We start from the raw sequence: 16712 nt of genomic DNA on the forward strand, positions 1-16712 counted from the left end.
TGTCAGTTTCAACGCTTACTTTTACGCTACTGCGTTTTTGGGCGCAGAACAATAACAACAAAAGTGGAGCTTTGTTAATGAAGACTTTCAAAAAATCCTTACTTGCTATTTCATTCATTGGTCTAACGTCAACGGCTTTCGCCTACGAACCTTCCAAACCAACGTGTATTGCCCCAGCGAAACCGGGCGGCGGTTTTGACTTAACTTGTCGTGTGGTATCGACGGGGTTCGAACGTGCTGAATTGTTGCAAAAACCAATGGCGGTAACATTTATGCCAGGTGGTGTTGGCGCAGTTGCCTACAACCATATCAACAAAGTTAATCCAGATGATGGCGATGCGTTGGTTGCTTTTAGTTCTGGCTCACTGCTTAACCTAGCGCAAGGTAAATTTGGCAAAGGTCTAGACGAAAACGATGCCCGCTGGGTGGGCACAGCTGGTGTTGATTACGGCGCCATTATGGTCAAATCCGATGCTCCTTGGCAGACTTTAGGTGAGTTGGTGGAAGACATGCGCAAAGACCCATCCGCTTTCGTATTGGGTGCAGGCGGCGGTGTTGGTAGTCAGGATTGGATGAAAGCAGCGATTTTGATGAAAGCCTCTTCTATTGATCCGAAGAAAATGCGCTATGTAGCGTACGAAGGTGGCGGTGAGGCGGTAGCCGCGCTGATGGGGGGACATATCAAGGTTTACCCAGGCGATATCGGTGAAATGAAAGGTCAATTGGACGCCGGCAAAGTTCGTGTGCTAGCGGTGATGTCGCCAAAGCGTTTAGAAGGCGAATTTGCCTCGATCCCAACTGCCCATGAGCAAGGCTTTGATGCGGAATGGACCATCATGCGTGGTTACTACCTAGGGCCAAAAGTGTCCGATGAAGCGTATCAATACTGGTCAAACAAGTTTGCAGAAGCCTACAAAACTGATGCATTCAAACAAACCGTGGCGGAAAAAGGGCTAATGCCATTTTACATGCACGGTGCGGCGTTAGATGAATACGTAAAAGTTCGAGTTCAGGACATGCGTGAGCTCGCTAAAGCTGCTGGTTTGATCAAGTAATGAGGCTTTTTATGTTTGACCGCCTATTTGCTGGCGCTCTGTTAGGTTTGTCCGGGCTTATTGCCTGGACTGCTTATCACTTTGAGGTAGCGTTTCAGTATGAACCCCTTGGGCCAAAGGCCTTCCCTCTCATTTTATCTGCCGTCTTAGCGGTATGTTCTGTTTGGTTAATCATTAAGCCGAGTGCCAACAAGTGGGCACCAACAGGTGCTGTACTGATCAAGTTAATCAGCGGCGTTTTGTTGATGACTGGTTACGCCTTTTTGTTTGAGAAAGCCGGATTCATTATCTCGACAGCCATTGTGGGTACGGTTTTTTGCGTGCTGTTCGGTGAGCAAACCAAACGCGCGGTGTTGTACTCAGTGACGTTAAGTGTTGTGAGCTATTTTATTCTGAAGCATGTTTTACAGTTGAACGTACCGACCGGTATGTTATTCGGAGGTTAGTATGGAAACACTCGACTTTTTAGCGACGGGTTTTTCTGTGGCTCTCGCTCCCATGAACCTTGCCCTGGTGCTGATCGGCTGTTTTGTTGGCACTCTGATTGGTTCGTTGCCTGGTATTGGCCCCATTAATGGTGTGGCCATTCTATTACCGCTTGCTTATGCCATGGGCTTTCCGCCAGAATCGGCCCTCATTTTACTAGCGGGGGTCTATTACGGCGCAGAATATGGTGGTCGTATCTCCAGTATCTTGCTCAATGTACCGGGCGATGCCGGGGCGATTATGACTACTCTAGATGGTTATCCTATGTCCCAAAAAGGGGAAGGTGGAAGAGCGTTGGCACTCTCTGCCGTGGCCTCTTTTGCAGGTAGCATAGGCGCATTGATTTTGATTGTGTTGTTTGCTCCCCTGCTAAGTGAGCTGGCTCTTAAGTTTGGCCCCAGTGAGTTTGTTTGGTTGATGGCCTTTGCCTTTACCTGTCTTGCCACCATGGTTGGCAGTCGCCCTTTAAAAACCACTGTGGGTGTAATCATTGGACTCTTGCTGGCTACTGTTGGAGTGGATTCTGGTACCGGAGTACTGCGCTTCACCATGGATATTCCAAACTTCTTCGATGGGGTGGATTTCTTGGTGGTTGTTATCGGTATGTTTGCCATCAGTGAAGTACTGATCTTGCTGGAAAACTGGCTGAAAAATGATATGAAGCTCACGCCAGTTGGCAAAAGCTTTGTTTCAATGAGCGACTTAATTGCGGTGAAATGGGTTGTGCTGCGCTCTACTTTGATTGGGTTCGTCATCGGTGTTTTACCAGGTACTGGGGCATCAATTGGTAGTGCGGTGGCGTACGGTACGGAAAAGCGTTTTGCTGAAGGCAACGATGATCAATTTGGTAAAGGAGATATCCGTGGTTTAGCGGCTCCTGAAGCGGCCAACAATGCATCGGCCGCAGGCTCCATGTTGCCTATGTTAACTCTGGGTATTCCTGGTAGCGGCACTACTGCGATTTTATTGGGTGCGTTGCTGATGTTTAACATCACACCTGGTCCGCTTTTGTTTGAACAGCAACCAGAAATTGCGTGGGGGCTGATAGCGTCTATGTTTGTCGGCAACATTGCTTTACTAGTCATGAACTTGCCTTTGATCGGTATGTTTGTGCGATTGCTTTCGATTAAGCAGTCTTATCTAGTGCCTATTATCGTCATGCTGACGTTCATCGGTATCTATTCGATCCACGGTGATAGCTTTGATTTGTACTTCATGGTTCTGTTAGGCGTATTTGCATTCATCTTGCGCAAGCTAGGTTTTTCTTTAGCTCCCGTGATTTTAGGTCTGGTACTGGGTGGGGTGTTAGAAGAAAACCTTCGTCGAGCGTTATCAATCAGTGGCGGTGAATGGGGTATTCTGTTTAATGGGCCGATCTCTATTTCACTTGCCGTGGCGACACTTGTGGCTGCGACAGGGCCTTTTATCTACAAGGCATTAAAGCCGAAACAGTAACGTTGACGAACACGCGTTCATCATCAAAGCCACTGATCTAGTTGATTAGTGGCTTTTTAATTTGACCTCAACACGACTGCATTACGAATAAAGCGAGCAGGGGAGGTTTGTTGATTAACATAGCGATAGCGTTGATCACTCGGGTAGCTGATGGATTGGCCGACCTGGAGGACATGGGTTTGATCGCTAAGCTCTAGATGTAAAACACCTTCGATGATGTAGAGCATTTCATAGAAGCCTTGTGGGTCTGGCTCTGCTTGGTAAAAGTCGCCTGCAGCGAGTTTCCATGACCACAATTCCACTTCATTTTGCGAGATGACTGAACAGCCTAAATAGGCTTCACTGCCAGCTTTCGCACCTTTCCAAGTCAAAATCTGCTCTGACTGAGTTGTGTTGTCGATAGCAGGACGAACAATTTCAGAGAATGTCACGCCAAGCACCATGGCCAGTTGGTTTAATTTTGCGAGGCTGATGTTGGCTTGACCATTTTCAATGGAAGCCACCATTCTGCGGCTAACCTCAGATTGGTCGGCCAGTTGTTGCTGGGTCAATTGGCGCTCGTTACGTAGGCGCTTTACATTTTCAGCCACGAACTCCAAGACAGCGGGGGCTTCGGCAGGGTGGTCGGACAAAGCAAACTCCAGAATTCTTTTGTGCAGTATATTGCACAATGTGCGAGTGAGTGTTAATTTGTGCACTATATTACACAAATCAATAAGAGTGAACAGCGATGTTTCAAAACACAGTATTGCCATGGCTCGCACGTTGGATAGGCCCTAAAACCGCGTTGCTTATGGTGACAGTGGTCTGGGGCGGGACCTTTGTGGTGGTGAAATTTGGCCTGACCTTAAGTTCTCCCATGTTTTTTGTTGCTTGTCGCTTTTTAATGGCATCGTTGGTCATTGGGGTTCTGTCATTTGAATCGTTAAGACGTACGACAAAAGCCGACTTAATTGCTGCAATAGCCATTGGGCTTTCCATCACAGCGGGCTATGGTTCTCAAACCGTGGGAATGCAATACATTACCAGTAGCGAGTCCGCTTTCATTACGGCTCTCTATGTTCCTTTGGTGCCATTTATCTTGTTTTTGGTTTTCAAAAAGGTGCCCCATTACATGACTTGTATCGGTGCCTTGGTCGCCTTTATGGGGTTGGTAGTACTTTCTGGTGGTGGTTCCAGTTCGCAATCCATGAACTTTGGCCACATTATTACCGCTCTAAGCACCATCGCACTGGCGATTGAAATTATTTTGATTAGTCACTTTGCACCGAACGTGAACCTAAAAAACGTCACGATTTTACAATTATTCTTTGCTGCGGTGTTTGCGTTTATCAGCATGCCAATCGTTGGAGAAACAGAGCTTCCTGAGTTTTCTTGGGCGTTGGTGGGCATCATTGGTGGGTTGAGTTTGGCCAGTGCTTGTATTCAGCTCACCATGAACTGGGCACAACGCAGTGTGGATTCTTCTACTGCTGCCATTATTTATGCTGGTGAGCCAGTTTGGGCCGGTATCATCGGGCGGATAGCGGGGGAGCGATTACCTGCGATGGCATTACTAGGCGGTGTATTGGTAGTGATTGGACTGCTGCTTAGCGAGCTTCGACCAAAGCGTAAAAAAGCCTTGATCGAAACCCCAGCAGAGCAAGTCAATGACGCATTAGAAAAATAGTACGCTGGCACCATGCCAGCACATGTAAACGCCGACAAAACAGATCAGTGCGCCTGATAGATAGGGCGCACGGGTCGCAATGCTATTAAGCCCTGACCAGCGTTGTTGGGCTTTACGAGCGCCAATTGCCGCAATAACACCGACCGATACTAATGTCAGAGCCAGCCCTATACTGAAGGACAAAACCATGGTTGAACCAAGGGCTACTTCTTTTAATTGAAGACAGATCAAAAGCACTGTTACCGCGGCAGGGCATGGAATAAGTCCACCCGTTAGGCCAAAAATAAGGATCTGCAAGTTAGTGGCAGGTTTATTCTCAAAGCACTGTTTGATTTCCATTGCATGGGCACGCTCATGGTCATCAAAGTAGATTTCCTCTGACTCATGGCTATGATCGTGGTGGTCATGGTGATGTGAGTGATTGTGATGATTTGCATGACTACGCTGAGTCCGCCAAACCATCCAGCTACCCATGATCAAAACAATTCCTCCTGAGAGTAACTGAATCCATGGTTCAACATGGGTGGCGGTGAGTTGATTGCTGACATACAAACCGCCCAAGGCAATCAACCAAACCACCAGTGTATGTGAAATCGTTGCCGCCAATCCCAGCATAATCGCTTGTTTGACAGTGCCGTGAATCGCCACAATAAAAGCCGCCATCATAGTTTTTGAGTGACCAGGCTCTAAGCCATGCAAAGCCCCCAACAGGATCGCGCTAGGTATATACAGCCATGCATTGCCATTTTGTAGAAGTGAAACAAAGTCCATAGAAAAGTCTTTTAAAGTAAATGTTGAGAAAACTATACTCCCCCTTAGTATAAAATACTATGGGGGAGTATAATTGTCCTGCTATCTTTGCCAGTACAATAGGCACTATTCATTCATCAATAGGTTTGGCTATGTCGCATACGATAAAAGACAAAAAGAAGTTGCTTGCACGTGTTAGTAAGATTCAGGGTCAAATGAATGGTTTGAAAAAAATGCTAGAGGAAGACGGCGAATGTGAAGCCGTATTACAACAAGTGGCCGCAGTAAAAGGAGCGGTGAATGGCGTGATGCGTGAGCTGATCAAAGGACATTTGGTGGAGCACATCGCTGAGCAAGAAGACGCTCAAAAACGCGAACAGGATATGCAAGTCATCCTAAAAGTATTGGATTCTTACATTAAGTAATGATGTAGCGCCCCTTAGCCAATCAAAGCTAAGAGGCGTTTGTTAGGGTTTATTATTGGCAAGTATAGCCACCATCAATAACAACAGCTTGACCGGTGATGCCTTTCGCGGAGGCACTGGTCAAGTACAAGCAGTAGTCCGAGATTTCTTCCACTTCCAGTAATCGCTTTTGCGGTACTAAAGGCCAGATAACCTCCTCTAATACTTCCTCTAGAGCAACACCACGGGTACTGGCTAAGTCTTTGAGCTGATTACGAACCAAAGGGGTGTCTACGTACCCTGGACACAGAGCATTGACGGTGACACCGTAAGGAGCTGCTTCCAACGCCGCAACTTTAGTCAAACCAATGACCCCATGTTTTGCCGAGTTGTAGCCCGCTTTTCCAGCGAAACCGATTAGACCATTGATTGACGCCATATTGATAATGCGGCCAAAGCCTTGTTCCTTCATTAATGGCATCAGTTTCTTAATGGCCACAAAAGGCGCGATTAACATGATATCGATTAACTGGCGATAGCGCTCAGTAGCGAACTCTTCGATCGGTGCCACATGTTGAATGCCTGCGTTATTGATCAAAATATCTACTTTGCCAAAATGCTCAATGGCTCGATCCATCACATTTTCAAAATGCACTTCATCCGTGACGTCACTCTGCAATAAACAAAGCTGTGTGGAGAAACGGGTCAGGTCTTTAGCGACTTGATCCAAAGCAGTTTGGTTAAAGTCGATAATGGCAACATTGGCGCCTTGTTTAAGAAACGCTAGTGCGATTTCAAGGCCAATTCCGCTGGCTGCGCCAGTGATTAAAACGGTTTTATGTTTCATAACGATTCTCTTAAATTAATTCCCATACATCGATTGAGGCAGCCACAGCACAATATCTGGGAAGTAAAACACCAAACTGACCGCTAAAAGCTGGATTAAAATAAATGGGATGACGCCTTTATAGATATCAAGGGTGGTGACATTTGGCGGTGCGACACCTTTTAGATAAAACAGTGAGAAACCGACCGGAGGCGTTAAGAAAGAGGTTTGTAATGCCAGCGCAAACAAAATTACAAACCACACCAAGTCAAAGCCCAACTCGACCACAACAGGGCCGACTAATGGCAGTAAAATTAAGCTTATTTCTAACCAATCTAAGAAGAAGCCTGCCACGAACGTAATTAGTAAAATTACGATCACAATGCCCGCCGCTGATAACGGGATGCTTTGCAGCATTTCACTGATGAACTCATCACCACCTAGGGTACGCAACACCACTGCGAAGGCAGTTGCCCCTAGAAAGATGCCGAATACAAACGCCGTGGTAACTGTGGTTCGACGACAAACATCGGCCAGCATCTCAAACGAAAAGCGCTTATTCACGATCGCGAGCAGGGTGGCTCCCAAAGCACCAACGCCAGCCGCTTCAGTAGGAGAAACAATACCTAGGAAAATAGAGCCAAGCACCGCTAAGATCAAGCCTAAGGGTGGTATTACCGCAAGCAAGGTTTCTTTTATAAGTCCCCAAGTAACAGGCGGTAAATCCGTGGGCAACTCACAAGATTTAGGGTTCAGAAATGCGCTAGAGATGACGTAAGCAATGTACAAAAAGCCCAGCATCAACCCTGGCATCAAGGCTCCCATAAAAAGGTTGCCAACGGAAAGCGACAGTTGATCCGCCATTATGATCAACATAATGCTAGGGGGGATCAAAATCCCCAATGTGCCAGAAGAGGCGACAATGCCACTGGCAAAGGATTTAGAATAGTTCTGTTGCAGCATGACCGGCATAGACAGCATCGCAAGCAGCACCACAGATGCACCTACGATGCCTGTGGAAGCGGCGAAAAGAATGCCAATCAAGATAACGGAAACGCCTAAACCACCACGAAAACGACCAAACAGTCGAACAAAGTTGACCATTAACTTTTCGGCAACACCGGAGCGTTCCAGCATCAGTCCCATAAAGATAAACATGGGGAGTGCCACTAGCACCCAATTACTCATTTGTGCGTAGATACGTTGAACAAAGGTGCCGTATATACGCCAATTGGTCATGTAGTAAGTGTCCCAATCAAGGTATTCATAGCCAATAATGCCTACACAACTAAAGACTACGGCTAACCCTGCCAAAATCCAAGCAACAGGAAAACCGGTAAAGATTAGGGCAATGAAGCTTCCTAGCATTGCCATAACAAGAATTTCATACGTTTCAAACATGTTTGGCTCCTACGCAGACGTTCGCGAGTGAGATTGACGTAGGAAGGCAAGACAGCGCAGCCAACGAGAAAATGCCGCTAATGCCAGCAGTACAAAGGCCACGACAATGGTCGATTTGATCAACCAGCGCATGGGTAATCCACCGGGGGCAGAGGACACTTCATTTAGTTGATATGCCCGAGAAATAAAAGGGATAGCGTAATCAATGACGATAAAGCAAAACGGGAATAGCAGTAGAGTTAAGCCAATCAGTTCGATGATGGCCCGTGTGCGCAACTGACTGTGCTCAACTAAGGCATCTACACGCACATGACCGTCGTGGATCAAACAATAAGACAGGCCAATCATGAACCCCACAGCGTATAGGTGCCATTGCAATTCTTCTAATGCGATGAAGTTGACGCTGAAAAAATAGCGCATCAGAGCGTTAGCCACGATTAACAACATTAATAGAATCCAAACAAACGAAATGTTACGTCCAATAGTTTCGATAACCTGTTCAATGCGTCGGCTTAACGTTGTGTGCGGTAGGGCAGACCAAGTAGTGTCTGATAATTTTGCTTCGATCTCTTCCAGATCAAGGCGGTTATCATGATTCGACATACTAGAATTCCAAATCAGAAATGAGCGAACAAGGCCAGCGTAGGCTGGCCTCTTACAACGACGTTACACAGTGTTGTGTGGCTTAGTTATTGCCCCAATCACGTGGTAAGTAGCCGAATTTTTTCCATGAGCTGTGCTCTTTTTGAAATGCTTTCATGGAAGCGTAAATATCACCAAAAGCTTTATCACTTGCTGATCGGCGAGCCATTACCTTTTGCGTCGCTTCTTCAAACGCCATTAGGATTTCTGGTGAGTATTGGTGCAGTTGAACACCTTTTTCCTCAAAGTCAGATAACACAGCGCCTTGCATGGCTTCTGCTTTGGCGATAGACAAAGTGTTTGCGGCCATACAGGTATTCTCAATCAGTGATTGAGTCTGCTTGTTTAGACCATTCCAGCTATCTAGGTTGATGTATAAAAATTGGTTCGTACTAGGTTGATGCCAGCCTGGCAGGTAGTAGTGTTTAGCCACTTGATAGAATCCAAGTTGCTGATCCACGGTAGGGATCGAGAACTCAGTACCATCTAGGACGCCTGTTTCAAGCGCTTGATACAGTTCACCGCCAGGTAGAACCGTTACTGACATACCTAGCTCTGACATGATTTCACCACCCACACCAGCGGCGCGGAACTTAAGCCCTTTCATGTCATCGGGTGTGTTGATTTCATTTCGGTACCAGCCTGCTGCTTCAGGGCTGATAGTGCCACATAGAATAGGGTAAACATTATGTGGTTTGAAAAGGTCTTTAAGCATTTCATTGCCGCCATGGAAATACATCCATGCGGTGAATTCGCTAGACTCTAAGCCAAATGGTGTTGCGCCAAATAGAGCTGAGGCTGGTACTTGTCCCCACTCATAGCCCATCCAAGAATAGCCAGCGTCAATGGTACCGCTACTGACGTTTTCAAATACGCCCAAGGCTGGAATGACGGTATTGGGCTCAAAGACTTGCAGTTTGACTCGACCGTCACTGGCTTCACTTAGCATTTTAGAGACTTCTGGCATGGTGTCGCCAAGAGCCGTGAGAGTAGAAGAGAAGGACATCGGTACTTGCCAGCGAATCTTATCGAAGTCTGCATAAGTTGGAGCAGATAGGGCAAGCGCTGACGCGCATGACAGTGCGACAAGAGTTTTCTTCATAATGAGATCCTATAGTTATTGTTGTTTTAGTGCCTAAGTGCATTCCAATGCAGAGGCAATTATCTAGCGGAAGTTTCTATATCAATAAAGATGCCAATTAGTAAAAAACATTTAAAAACAATTGCTTATGGATTTTATGGTGTTTGGTTTAGATTTTTTTGACAGATATAGTCCGAGAAATCGAACGCTTTGTGATGGTTTGTTAATCAAAAATGATGATTGAGGTGTCCGAATAATCGGACGGCGTTCGATTATTCGGACAAAATGTCTAATATTTTAGGCTAACTGATGCTTGCTCAGCTTTTCATAGAGGGTGGATTTGCTAATGCCTAATTGTTTAGCTGCCAGTGTCCTGTTACCAAAAGCTTGACTAAGTGCTTGTTTGATAGCTGTTTTTTCAGCACGATCCATTTGTTCTTTGAGAGTGCCTGTTGCTGTGTAGACTGATGTTGTCGCGCTATCGTTACTTTGTTCAACGGACGATTCTAACTGGGCATGATTACGCACATTTGAAGGTAACAGTGACAAGGGGATCTTACGATCTTGTGCCGTGAAAAATGCTGCTTCCATGATATTTTCTAGCTCACGTATATTACCAGGCCAATGGTATTCCAAAAGTGCGGTCATGGCCTGTGCTGTTAGCTTAGGGGCGCGACGGCCAGTTCGACGTGACAAGGCTTGTAAGAAGTGCTCAGCCAACTTAGCAATGTCTTCTTGTCTTTCACGAAGTGGTGGCAGTGAAACATTAACGACATTAATGCGATAATAAAGGTCTTCGCGAAATGTTCCTTCTTTGATCAGCGTTTCTAATGGGCGATGCGTAGCGGTAATCAAGCGGATATTGACGGGACTGGGTGATGTGCTGCCCACAGCCTCAACTTCTCGCTCTTGAAGAACGCGCAGTAACTTCGCTTGCATAGATAAGGGCAAGTCGCCAATCTCGTCCAAGAACAAGGTGCCACCATGGGCTAACTGAAACTTACCCGCTTTACCGCCTTTTTTGGCCCCAGTAAACGCGCCTTCCTCATAGCCGAACAGTTCACTTTCTAAAAGATTCTCAGGAATAGCAGCGCAGTTTACTTTAATAAACGGTGCATCGGCTCGCTCTGAAAGTTGATGAATGGCATGAGCATAAAGCTCTTTTCCTGTTCCAGACTCACCTCTTAACAGTACTGTGACATCGCCCGATGCGACTTGCGTAATGGTTTGATTCAGCTCTTTAATGGCTTTACTGTCGCCAACGATATCGGCTAAGCGATAATGACTGCTGGTAGGTAATTCTGGGGTGCTCTTGTCTTGTGCACGGAATTCATACTCCGCAAGTAGGGCTTTAATATGGCTGTTAATCCGTTTCCACTCATAGGTATCGTGGAAAATAACCGTGCCCACAGCTCCGATGACTTTGCCTTGGTCCGTAATCGGAAAGCGGCTGGCGATCATATTACTACCGCGAATTTTCTGGATGGATAAGCGCTCTGCTACACCTTTTTCAATGGTGATATGCATTCGTGTGTTTTCGATGACATCAGTGACTTTCTTGCCTTTGACATCATCCGCATTTACCCCTAAAAAGCGTGCGTATGGACGGTTCAAGAAGAAGATCCGCGCGTTGTGATCCACCACGACCACCCATTCTTCCAGGGCATCTAAAATGGTGCGATAGGTATCCGCCGCTTGGCGTAGTTTCGATGTTGATGATGTTTTCATGAGTCTGACTCACTTTGACTAATCGGTTGGGCAAAGGCATCCATTAAGGTGTCGAGCATAGCGGCTGCGGCAATAGATAACATGGATCGTGGCTTACAAATGACGCCGACCGTCCTTTCTATTGAAGGGGAGGTAATGGTTCGTTCAATCACATTCTGTTCGCGAATTTGTTGTCGGCAGGTGGCAGGAACCACCGCCACTCCCATGCCTTCACTGACCATGCGAATCACAGTGGTTAATTGGTGAGCATCAAAGGCAACGGTCAAATCAATATTGGCGTCCTTGAGCGTATTTTCGATCATCTTTCGGACACTAGAGGGGCGCTGTAGAGTAATGAAATTGTGTTGTAACAAAGTCGCCCAAGTGACTTCTTGTTGGGATGCTAGTGGATGTTGATTCGGAAGAATGGCAATAAATTCATCGTTATACAGAGGATAAAACGTCAGGCCTTCCGAATGCTGAGGCTCAAAGGTGACACCCAGTTCAACACTGTTGTTGGCAACTCGCTCCACCACGATATCCGAGAGCACATCGTCTATGGCAACTTGAATATTTGGAAAGCGCTGATGGTATTGCTGAATCGCTTTAGGGAGCAATGATCCGGCGAATGAAGGCATGGCTGCAATGGAGGTTTTCCCCAGTTGCAGAGCGAAGCGTTGCTTCATTTCGTCTTCCGCATCTTGCCATTGTGCTAATAAGCGTTTGGCAATCGGAACGAGGGCATCTCCTTCGGGTGTTAGCGCAATGGTTCGAGTTGTACGGGTCAGCAATTTTCCTCCCAATGCTTCCTCAAGCCCTTTGATAGCAAGGCTTAGGGCTGGTTGAGATAAGTGTAGTTGATTGGCTGCTTGAGCAAAACTTAACGACTCTGCGACGGACAAAAAGGCCTTCACTTGTTTGATATTCATTTGTTTTTCTTATTAATAAATATGAAAAATAAAATTAATTAATCTTTACCAATAAGTCAAACTGTTTGCCATACATCCCAGACAGCATTAATCACACAATAATAATTAGGAGTGGCGTGATGGCGGGTTTTGACAAAGTAGTCGTATCCTACGAAGAGGCCATGTCAGGTCTAGAAGATGGCATGACCATTATTGCCGGGGGCTTTGGCCTCTGTGGCATTCCAGAAAATCTCATCGCAGAAATCAAGCGCCGCCAAACCAAGGGCCTCACCGTTGTGTCGAACAACTGTGGTGTCGACGGTTTCGGCTTAGGCATTTTATTAGAAGATAAGCAGATCAAGAAAATGATCGCTTCTTATGTGGGCGAGAACGCATTGTTCGAGCAGCAACTGCTGAACGGTGAGTTGGAAGTTGATCTGACCCCTCAAGGGACCTTAGCAGAAAAGATGCGTGCAGGTGGGGCTGGTATCCCTGCTTTCTACACGGCAACTGGTGTTGGTACCCCCGTCGCCGAAGGCAAGGAAACACGCAGCTTTCATGATAGAGAATACCTTTTAGAAGAGTCTATTACCGGAGACTTTGCCATCGTGAAGGGCTGGAAAGCCGACCGCTTTGGCAACGTGATCTACCGTCATACAGCTCAAAACTTTAATCCACTGGCGGCAACAGCAGGCAAAATTACCGTGGTTGAAGTTGAAGAGATCGTCGAAGTAGGCGAACTTGAGCCGTCTCAAATCCACACACCAGGTATTTATGTGGATCGTGTCATCCAAGGCTCATTTGAGAAACGCATTGAAAAAGTCACCGTTCGTTCTTAACGGTTTCTCCTAATCCAACAATAATAAGAGGTTGCTATGGCTCTTTCACGAGAACAAATGGCACAGCGCGTGGCACAAGAACTGCGCGACGGTTTTTACGTAAATTTGGGTATCGGTATTCCAACCTTAGTGGCGAATTACGTCCCTGAAGGCATGGATGTTATGTTGCAGTCAGAAAATGGTTTGCTAGGTATGGGGGCGTTCCCGACGGAAGAGACCTTAGACGCTGACATGATCAATGCAGGCAAACAAACGGTTACCGCAGTCGCTGGCGCATCCATTTTCTCATCCGCAGAATCCTTTGCCATGATTCGCGGTGGTCACGTGGACTTAACCGTGTTGGGGGCTTTTGAAGTGGATGTCAATGGAAACATCGCTTCGTGGATGATCCCTAATAAACTGGTAAAAGGAATGGGCGGTGCCATGGATCTCGTGGCTGGCGCAGACAACATCATTGTCACCATGACACATGCTTCTAAAAGTGGCGAATCAAAGCTGCTATCTAACTGTTCTTTACCATTGACGGGTAAAGGCTGCATCAAGAAAGTCTTAACCGATCTGGCTTGGTTAGAAATCGAAAATGGTTGCTTCGTTCTAAAAGAACGTGCGCCAGGGGTTTCTATTGAAGAGATCAAAGAGAAAACGGCCGGTGAGTTGATCATTCCTGATCATGTTCCGGAAATGACGTTCGCATAAGGCTTGAAATCTCGTTTGGTACGGGAGACATTCACGGCTTTATTTTTCTTATGATCATGGTTTAAGACAAGAGGAATACATTATGAAAGCGGTAATCGTGGCAGCAGGGCGAAGTGCAATCGGGGCATACCAAGGGGCGCTATCACCACTCAGTGCGGTAGACATTGGCACTCAAGTGTTACAAGGCTTATTAGACAAGCAGCCTTTGTTAGTGGAACACATTGATGAGGTGATACTTGGTCAAGTGTTAACTGCGGGTTGTGGCCAAAACCCTGCACGTCAAACGACTTTAAACGCTGGACTTGGGAATCATGTTTCAGCGATGACCATCAATATGGTCTGTGGTTCAGGCTTGAAAGCCGTTCAGCTCGCGGCTCAAGCCGTTCTGAATGGTGATGCCAAAGTAGTGGTAGCAGGTGGACAAGAAAGCATGAGCCAAGCGCCTCATGTATTGCCACAAAGTCGCACGGGCAAAAAAATGGGCCATTGGTCAATGCTGGACACCATGATCACTGATGGACTATGGGATGCTTTCCACGATTACCATATGGGACAAACTGCGGAAAACATTGCGGATCAATGGCAAATCAGCCGTGCTCAACAAGATGACTTCGCAGCAAGTTCACAGCAAAAAGCGGCCAAGGCACAAGAAGCAGGTCGTTTTCAGGATGAAATCATTCCTATCACCATTCCACAGCGTAAGAGCTCACCTCTTGTCGTGGCGGAAGATGAGCAGATTCGTCCTTATACCACGGCTGAGTCTCTCGCGAAATTGCGTCCAGCTTTTACTAAAGAAGGCAGTGTTACTGCGGGCAATGCCTCCACTTTAAACGATGGCGCTGCCATGGTTGTGGTGACCACAGATGAAGAAGCAAAGCGCCTAGGTCTGCCTGTGCTAGCCACCATTGAATCCTCTGCCACCTCTGGTGTTGATCCGAAAATTATGGGCACAGGCCCCATTACTGCCACCCAAAAAGCGATGCAAAAAGCCCAGTGGCAAGTTGCTGATTTAGATTTGGTTGAAGCTAATGAAGCCTTCGCTGTACAAGCACTGTGCGTGGGTCAAGAGCTAGGGCTTAATCCTGAACGAGTTAACGTCAATGGCGGTTCGATTGCCTTAGGTCACCCGATCGGTGCCTCTGGATGTCGTGTGTTGGTGTCACTTATTCATGAAATGCAAAAACAAAAAGCTGAAAAAGGCTTAGCCACTTTGTGTATTGGCGGCGGTATGGGCGTTGCCATGTTGATCAGTCAAACACACTGAGTTCGTCCAGTAAAAGCAAGTGGTAAAAATAGGGCCACAAGTCCTACCTAAAATAACTATAAAATCGGGAAAACATATGTCTCATTCAATGACTCAGAAAACCGCTTTACAACGGATAAGCTACTTCTTCGTAACGCTATTACAACGTTACTTACCGGATCCATTCATTTTTGCGATTGTCCTAACACTGGTGGTGTTCGCATTGGTGATGCCCAGTACTGGGCAAGGCCCTGTTCAAGTGGTTGAAGCTTGGGCAGGTGGCTTTTGGAAGCTGCTAAGTTTCTCCATGCAAATGGCCATGGTTGTGGTGACAGGTCATGCCATGGCCAGTGCGCCTGCGTTTAAACGCAAATTGGCGATTATGGCTAGTATTGCCAAAACACCAGGCCAAGCCATCGTATTGGTGACAGTAGTCAGTGCCATTGCTTGCTGGGTTAACTGGGGTTTTGGCTTAGTTGTCGGCGCTATTTTTGCTCGTGAGCTGGCCGCTAAAATACGCGGTGTGGATTACCGTCTGTTAATTGCCTCTGCTTACAGTGGTTTCTTGTTTTGGCACGCGGGTCTGTCTGGCTCGATTCCATTGGCAATCGCAGGTGGTGCGAACATTGAGACAGTAACGAATGGTGCAGTGACCGCAGCGATCCCAACGTCTGAGACGATTTTTTCACTGATGAACATCACTATATTGCTGGTGATGTTGGTGACCATTCCGTTATTAAATCGCTTAATGCATCCAGCGCCGCAGGATACGATTGAATTCGATACTTCGGAACTATTAGAGTTGAATGCCTCTAAGTCAATCGATAAAGCGTCTATGACACCTGCAGAACGCATGGAAAATAGTCGTGTGCTTTCTGGTTTAATCGGTCTAATGGGCTACGTGTTTGTCGTTTACTACTTTGTTCAGAACGGCTTTGCACTGAACCTAAATATCGTGAACTTTACCTTTTTGTTCACCGCCATCTTGTTACATGGCACACCAAAAAGCTTACTGAATGCTGTATCCGATGGCGCGAAAAACTGCTCTGGCATCCTACTGCAATTCCCATTCTATGCAGGGATTATGGGGATGATGACGGCAGTGGGTAGCTCTGGCGACAGCTTGGCGAGTCTTATTTCTCAAGGCTTTGTGGCGATTTCCAATGAAACCACTTTCCCACTATTTACCTTCCTAAGTGCTGGCATAGTGAACTTCTTTGTACCATCTGGTGGCGGTCAATGGGCGGTGCAAGCTCCGGTCATGATGCCAGCTGGCGCTGAGCTAGGTGTGGATGCTGCGAAAACCGCCATGGCAATAGCATGGGGGGATGCTTGGACCAACATGATCCAGCCTTTCTGGGCACTGCCTGCCTTGGCCATCGCAGGGCTTGGAGCAAAAGATGTAATGGGTTACTGCCTACTTGCTCTACTAGGTTCAGGTGTCATCATCGGTCTAGGTTTAATGATTTTCTAACGAAGTTATTCCGCTCCTTCGTTAAGCAAGCGCCCGAGAAATCGGGCGTTTTTTTATCTGAACGGTTCCTTTGATT

17 protein-coding genes are annotated in these 16712 nt (G+C 46.7%); 9 read left to right on the plus strand and 8 right to left on the minus strand.

Going from position 1 to position 16712, the window contains the following annotated elements; translation table 11 throughout:
* Window positions 1-77 precede the first annotated feature (77 nt).
* Genes JHD44_RS15335 through JHD44_RS15345 form a run of 3 tightly spaced genes read left to right on the plus strand, consistent with a single transcriptional unit; the run spans window position 78 to window position 2996 of the window.
* Window positions 78-1055, plus strand: coding sequence for a Bug family tripartite tricarboxylate transporter substrate binding protein (locus tag JHD44_RS15335; protein WP_199463643.1), 978 nt, complete (start codon window positions 78-80; stop codon window positions 1053-1055).
* Window positions 1056-1066: 11 nt separating this feature from the next.
* Window positions 1067-1501 (plus strand): tripartite tricarboxylate transporter TctB family protein, encoded by a 435-nt coding sequence (locus tag JHD44_RS15340; protein WP_199463644.1) that lies wholly within the window; start codon window positions 1067-1069, stop codon window positions 1499-1501.
* Window position 1502: 1 nt separating this feature from the next.
* Window positions 1503-2996, plus strand: coding sequence for a tripartite tricarboxylate transporter permease (locus JHD44_RS15345; RefSeq protein WP_199463645.1), 1494 nt, complete (start codon window positions 1503-1505; stop codon window positions 2994-2996).
* A gap of 56 nt (window positions 2997-3052) precedes the next feature.
* Here JHD44_RS15345 and JHD44_RS15350 read toward each other — a convergent pair whose 3' ends face one another.
* Window positions 3053-3628, minus strand: a complete 576-nt coding sequence (locus tag JHD44_RS15350) for a helix-turn-helix domain-containing protein (protein WP_199463646.1) — start codon at window positions 3626-3628, stop codon at window positions 3053-3055.
* A 98-nt stretch (window positions 3629-3726) separates the two neighbouring features.
* Between JHD44_RS15350 and JHD44_RS15355 the strand changes: the two genes are divergently transcribed.
* Entirely contained in the window at window positions 3727-4665 is a 939-nt protein-coding gene (locus tag JHD44_RS15355) for a DMT family transporter (protein ID WP_199463647.1), read from the plus strand.
* On the opposite strand, the gene JHD44_RS15360 is transcribed toward JHD44_RS15355, so the two are convergent.
* The gene (locus JHD44_RS15360) at window positions 4654-5436 is read right to left on the minus strand and encodes a nickel/cobalt efflux transporter (protein ID WP_199463648.1); all 783 of its coding nucleotides are present in this window, start codon (window positions 5434-5436) and stop codon (window positions 4654-4656) included. The two genes, JHD44_RS15355 and JHD44_RS15360, sit on opposite strands and share 12 nt — an antisense overlap.
* A gap of 131 nt (window positions 5437-5567) precedes the next feature.
* Here JHD44_RS15360 and rcnR point away from each other — a divergent pair, with 131 nt between their 5' ends.
* Window positions 5568-5840: a Ni(II)/Co(II)-binding transcriptional repressor RcnR gene (gene rcnR / locus JHD44_RS15365; RefSeq protein ID WP_133559491.1), complete on the plus strand. Its 273-nt coding sequence runs from the start codon at window positions 5568-5570 to the stop codon at window positions 5838-5840.
* A 52-nt stretch (window positions 5841-5892) separates the two neighbouring features.
* Here rcnR and JHD44_RS15370 read toward each other — a convergent pair whose 3' ends face one another.
* From JHD44_RS15370 to JHD44_RS15395, 6 genes are all read right to left on the minus strand, one after another.
* Entirely contained in the window at window positions 5893-6666 is a 774-nt protein-coding gene (locus JHD44_RS15370; protein WP_199463649.1) for a 3-hydroxybutyrate dehydrogenase, read from the minus strand.
* 15 nt (window positions 6667-6681) lie between these two features.
* Complete coding sequence (locus JHD44_RS15375) at window positions 6682-8046, minus strand: TRAP transporter large permease (protein WP_199463650.1); 1365 nt, start codon at window positions 8044-8046, stop codon at window positions 6682-6684.
* A 9-nt stretch (window positions 8047-8055) separates the two neighbouring features.
* Window positions 8056-8649 (minus strand): TRAP transporter small permease subunit, encoded by a 594-nt coding sequence (locus JHD44_RS15380; protein WP_133559494.1) that lies wholly within the window; start codon window positions 8647-8649, stop codon window positions 8056-8058.
* A gap of 82 nt (window positions 8650-8731) precedes the next feature.
* A complete protein-coding gene (locus tag JHD44_RS15385; protein WP_199463651.1) occupies window positions 8732-9790 on the minus strand; it encodes a TRAP transporter substrate-binding protein in 1059 nt (352 codons plus the stop codon).
* A 276-nt stretch (window positions 9791-10066) separates the two neighbouring features.
* A complete protein-coding gene (locus tag JHD44_RS15390; RefSeq protein WP_199463652.1) occupies window positions 10067-11497 on the minus strand; it encodes a sigma-54 interaction domain-containing protein in 1431 nt (476 codons plus the stop codon).
* Window positions 11494-12405: a LysR family transcriptional regulator gene (locus tag JHD44_RS15395; protein WP_199463653.1), complete on the minus strand. Its 912-nt coding sequence runs from the start codon at window positions 12403-12405 to the stop codon at window positions 11494-11496. The genes JHD44_RS15390 and JHD44_RS15395 overlap by 4 nt, the downstream gene beginning before the upstream one ends.
* Before the next feature lie 119 nt (window positions 12406-12524).
* Here JHD44_RS15395 and JHD44_RS15400 point away from each other — a divergent pair, with 119 nt between their 5' ends.
* The 4 genes from JHD44_RS15400 to JHD44_RS15415 all read left to right on the plus strand — a co-directional run bounded on the left by JHD44_RS15400 (window position 12525) and on the right by JHD44_RS15415 (window position 16636).
* Window positions 12525-13223: a CoA transferase subunit A gene (locus tag JHD44_RS15400; protein ID WP_133559498.1), complete on the plus strand. Its 699-nt coding sequence runs from the start codon at window positions 12525-12527 to the stop codon at window positions 13221-13223.
* Between the two features lie 36 nt (window positions 13224-13259).
* Complete coding sequence (locus tag JHD44_RS15405; protein ID WP_199463654.1) at window positions 13260-13919, plus strand: CoA transferase subunit B; 660 nt, start codon at window positions 13260-13262, stop codon at window positions 13917-13919.
* 82 nt (window positions 13920-14001) lie between these two features.
* The gene (locus JHD44_RS15410) at window positions 14002-15183 is read left to right on the plus strand and encodes an acetyl-CoA C-acetyltransferase (RefSeq protein ID WP_233402200.1); all 1182 of its coding nucleotides are present in this window, start codon (window positions 14002-14004) and stop codon (window positions 15181-15183) included.
* Between the two features lie 76 nt (window positions 15184-15259).
* Entirely contained in the window at window positions 15260-16636 is a 1377-nt protein-coding gene (locus tag JHD44_RS15415) for a short-chain fatty acid transporter (protein ID WP_199463655.1), read from the plus strand.
* Window positions 16637-16712 lie beyond the last annotated feature (76 nt).

It is taken from the genome of Marinomonas ostreistagni (genome assembly GCF_016461785.1).
Classification (GTDB): Bacteria; Pseudomonadota; Gammaproteobacteria; order Pseudomonadales; family Marinomonadaceae; genus Marinomonas; species Marinomonas ostreistagni_A.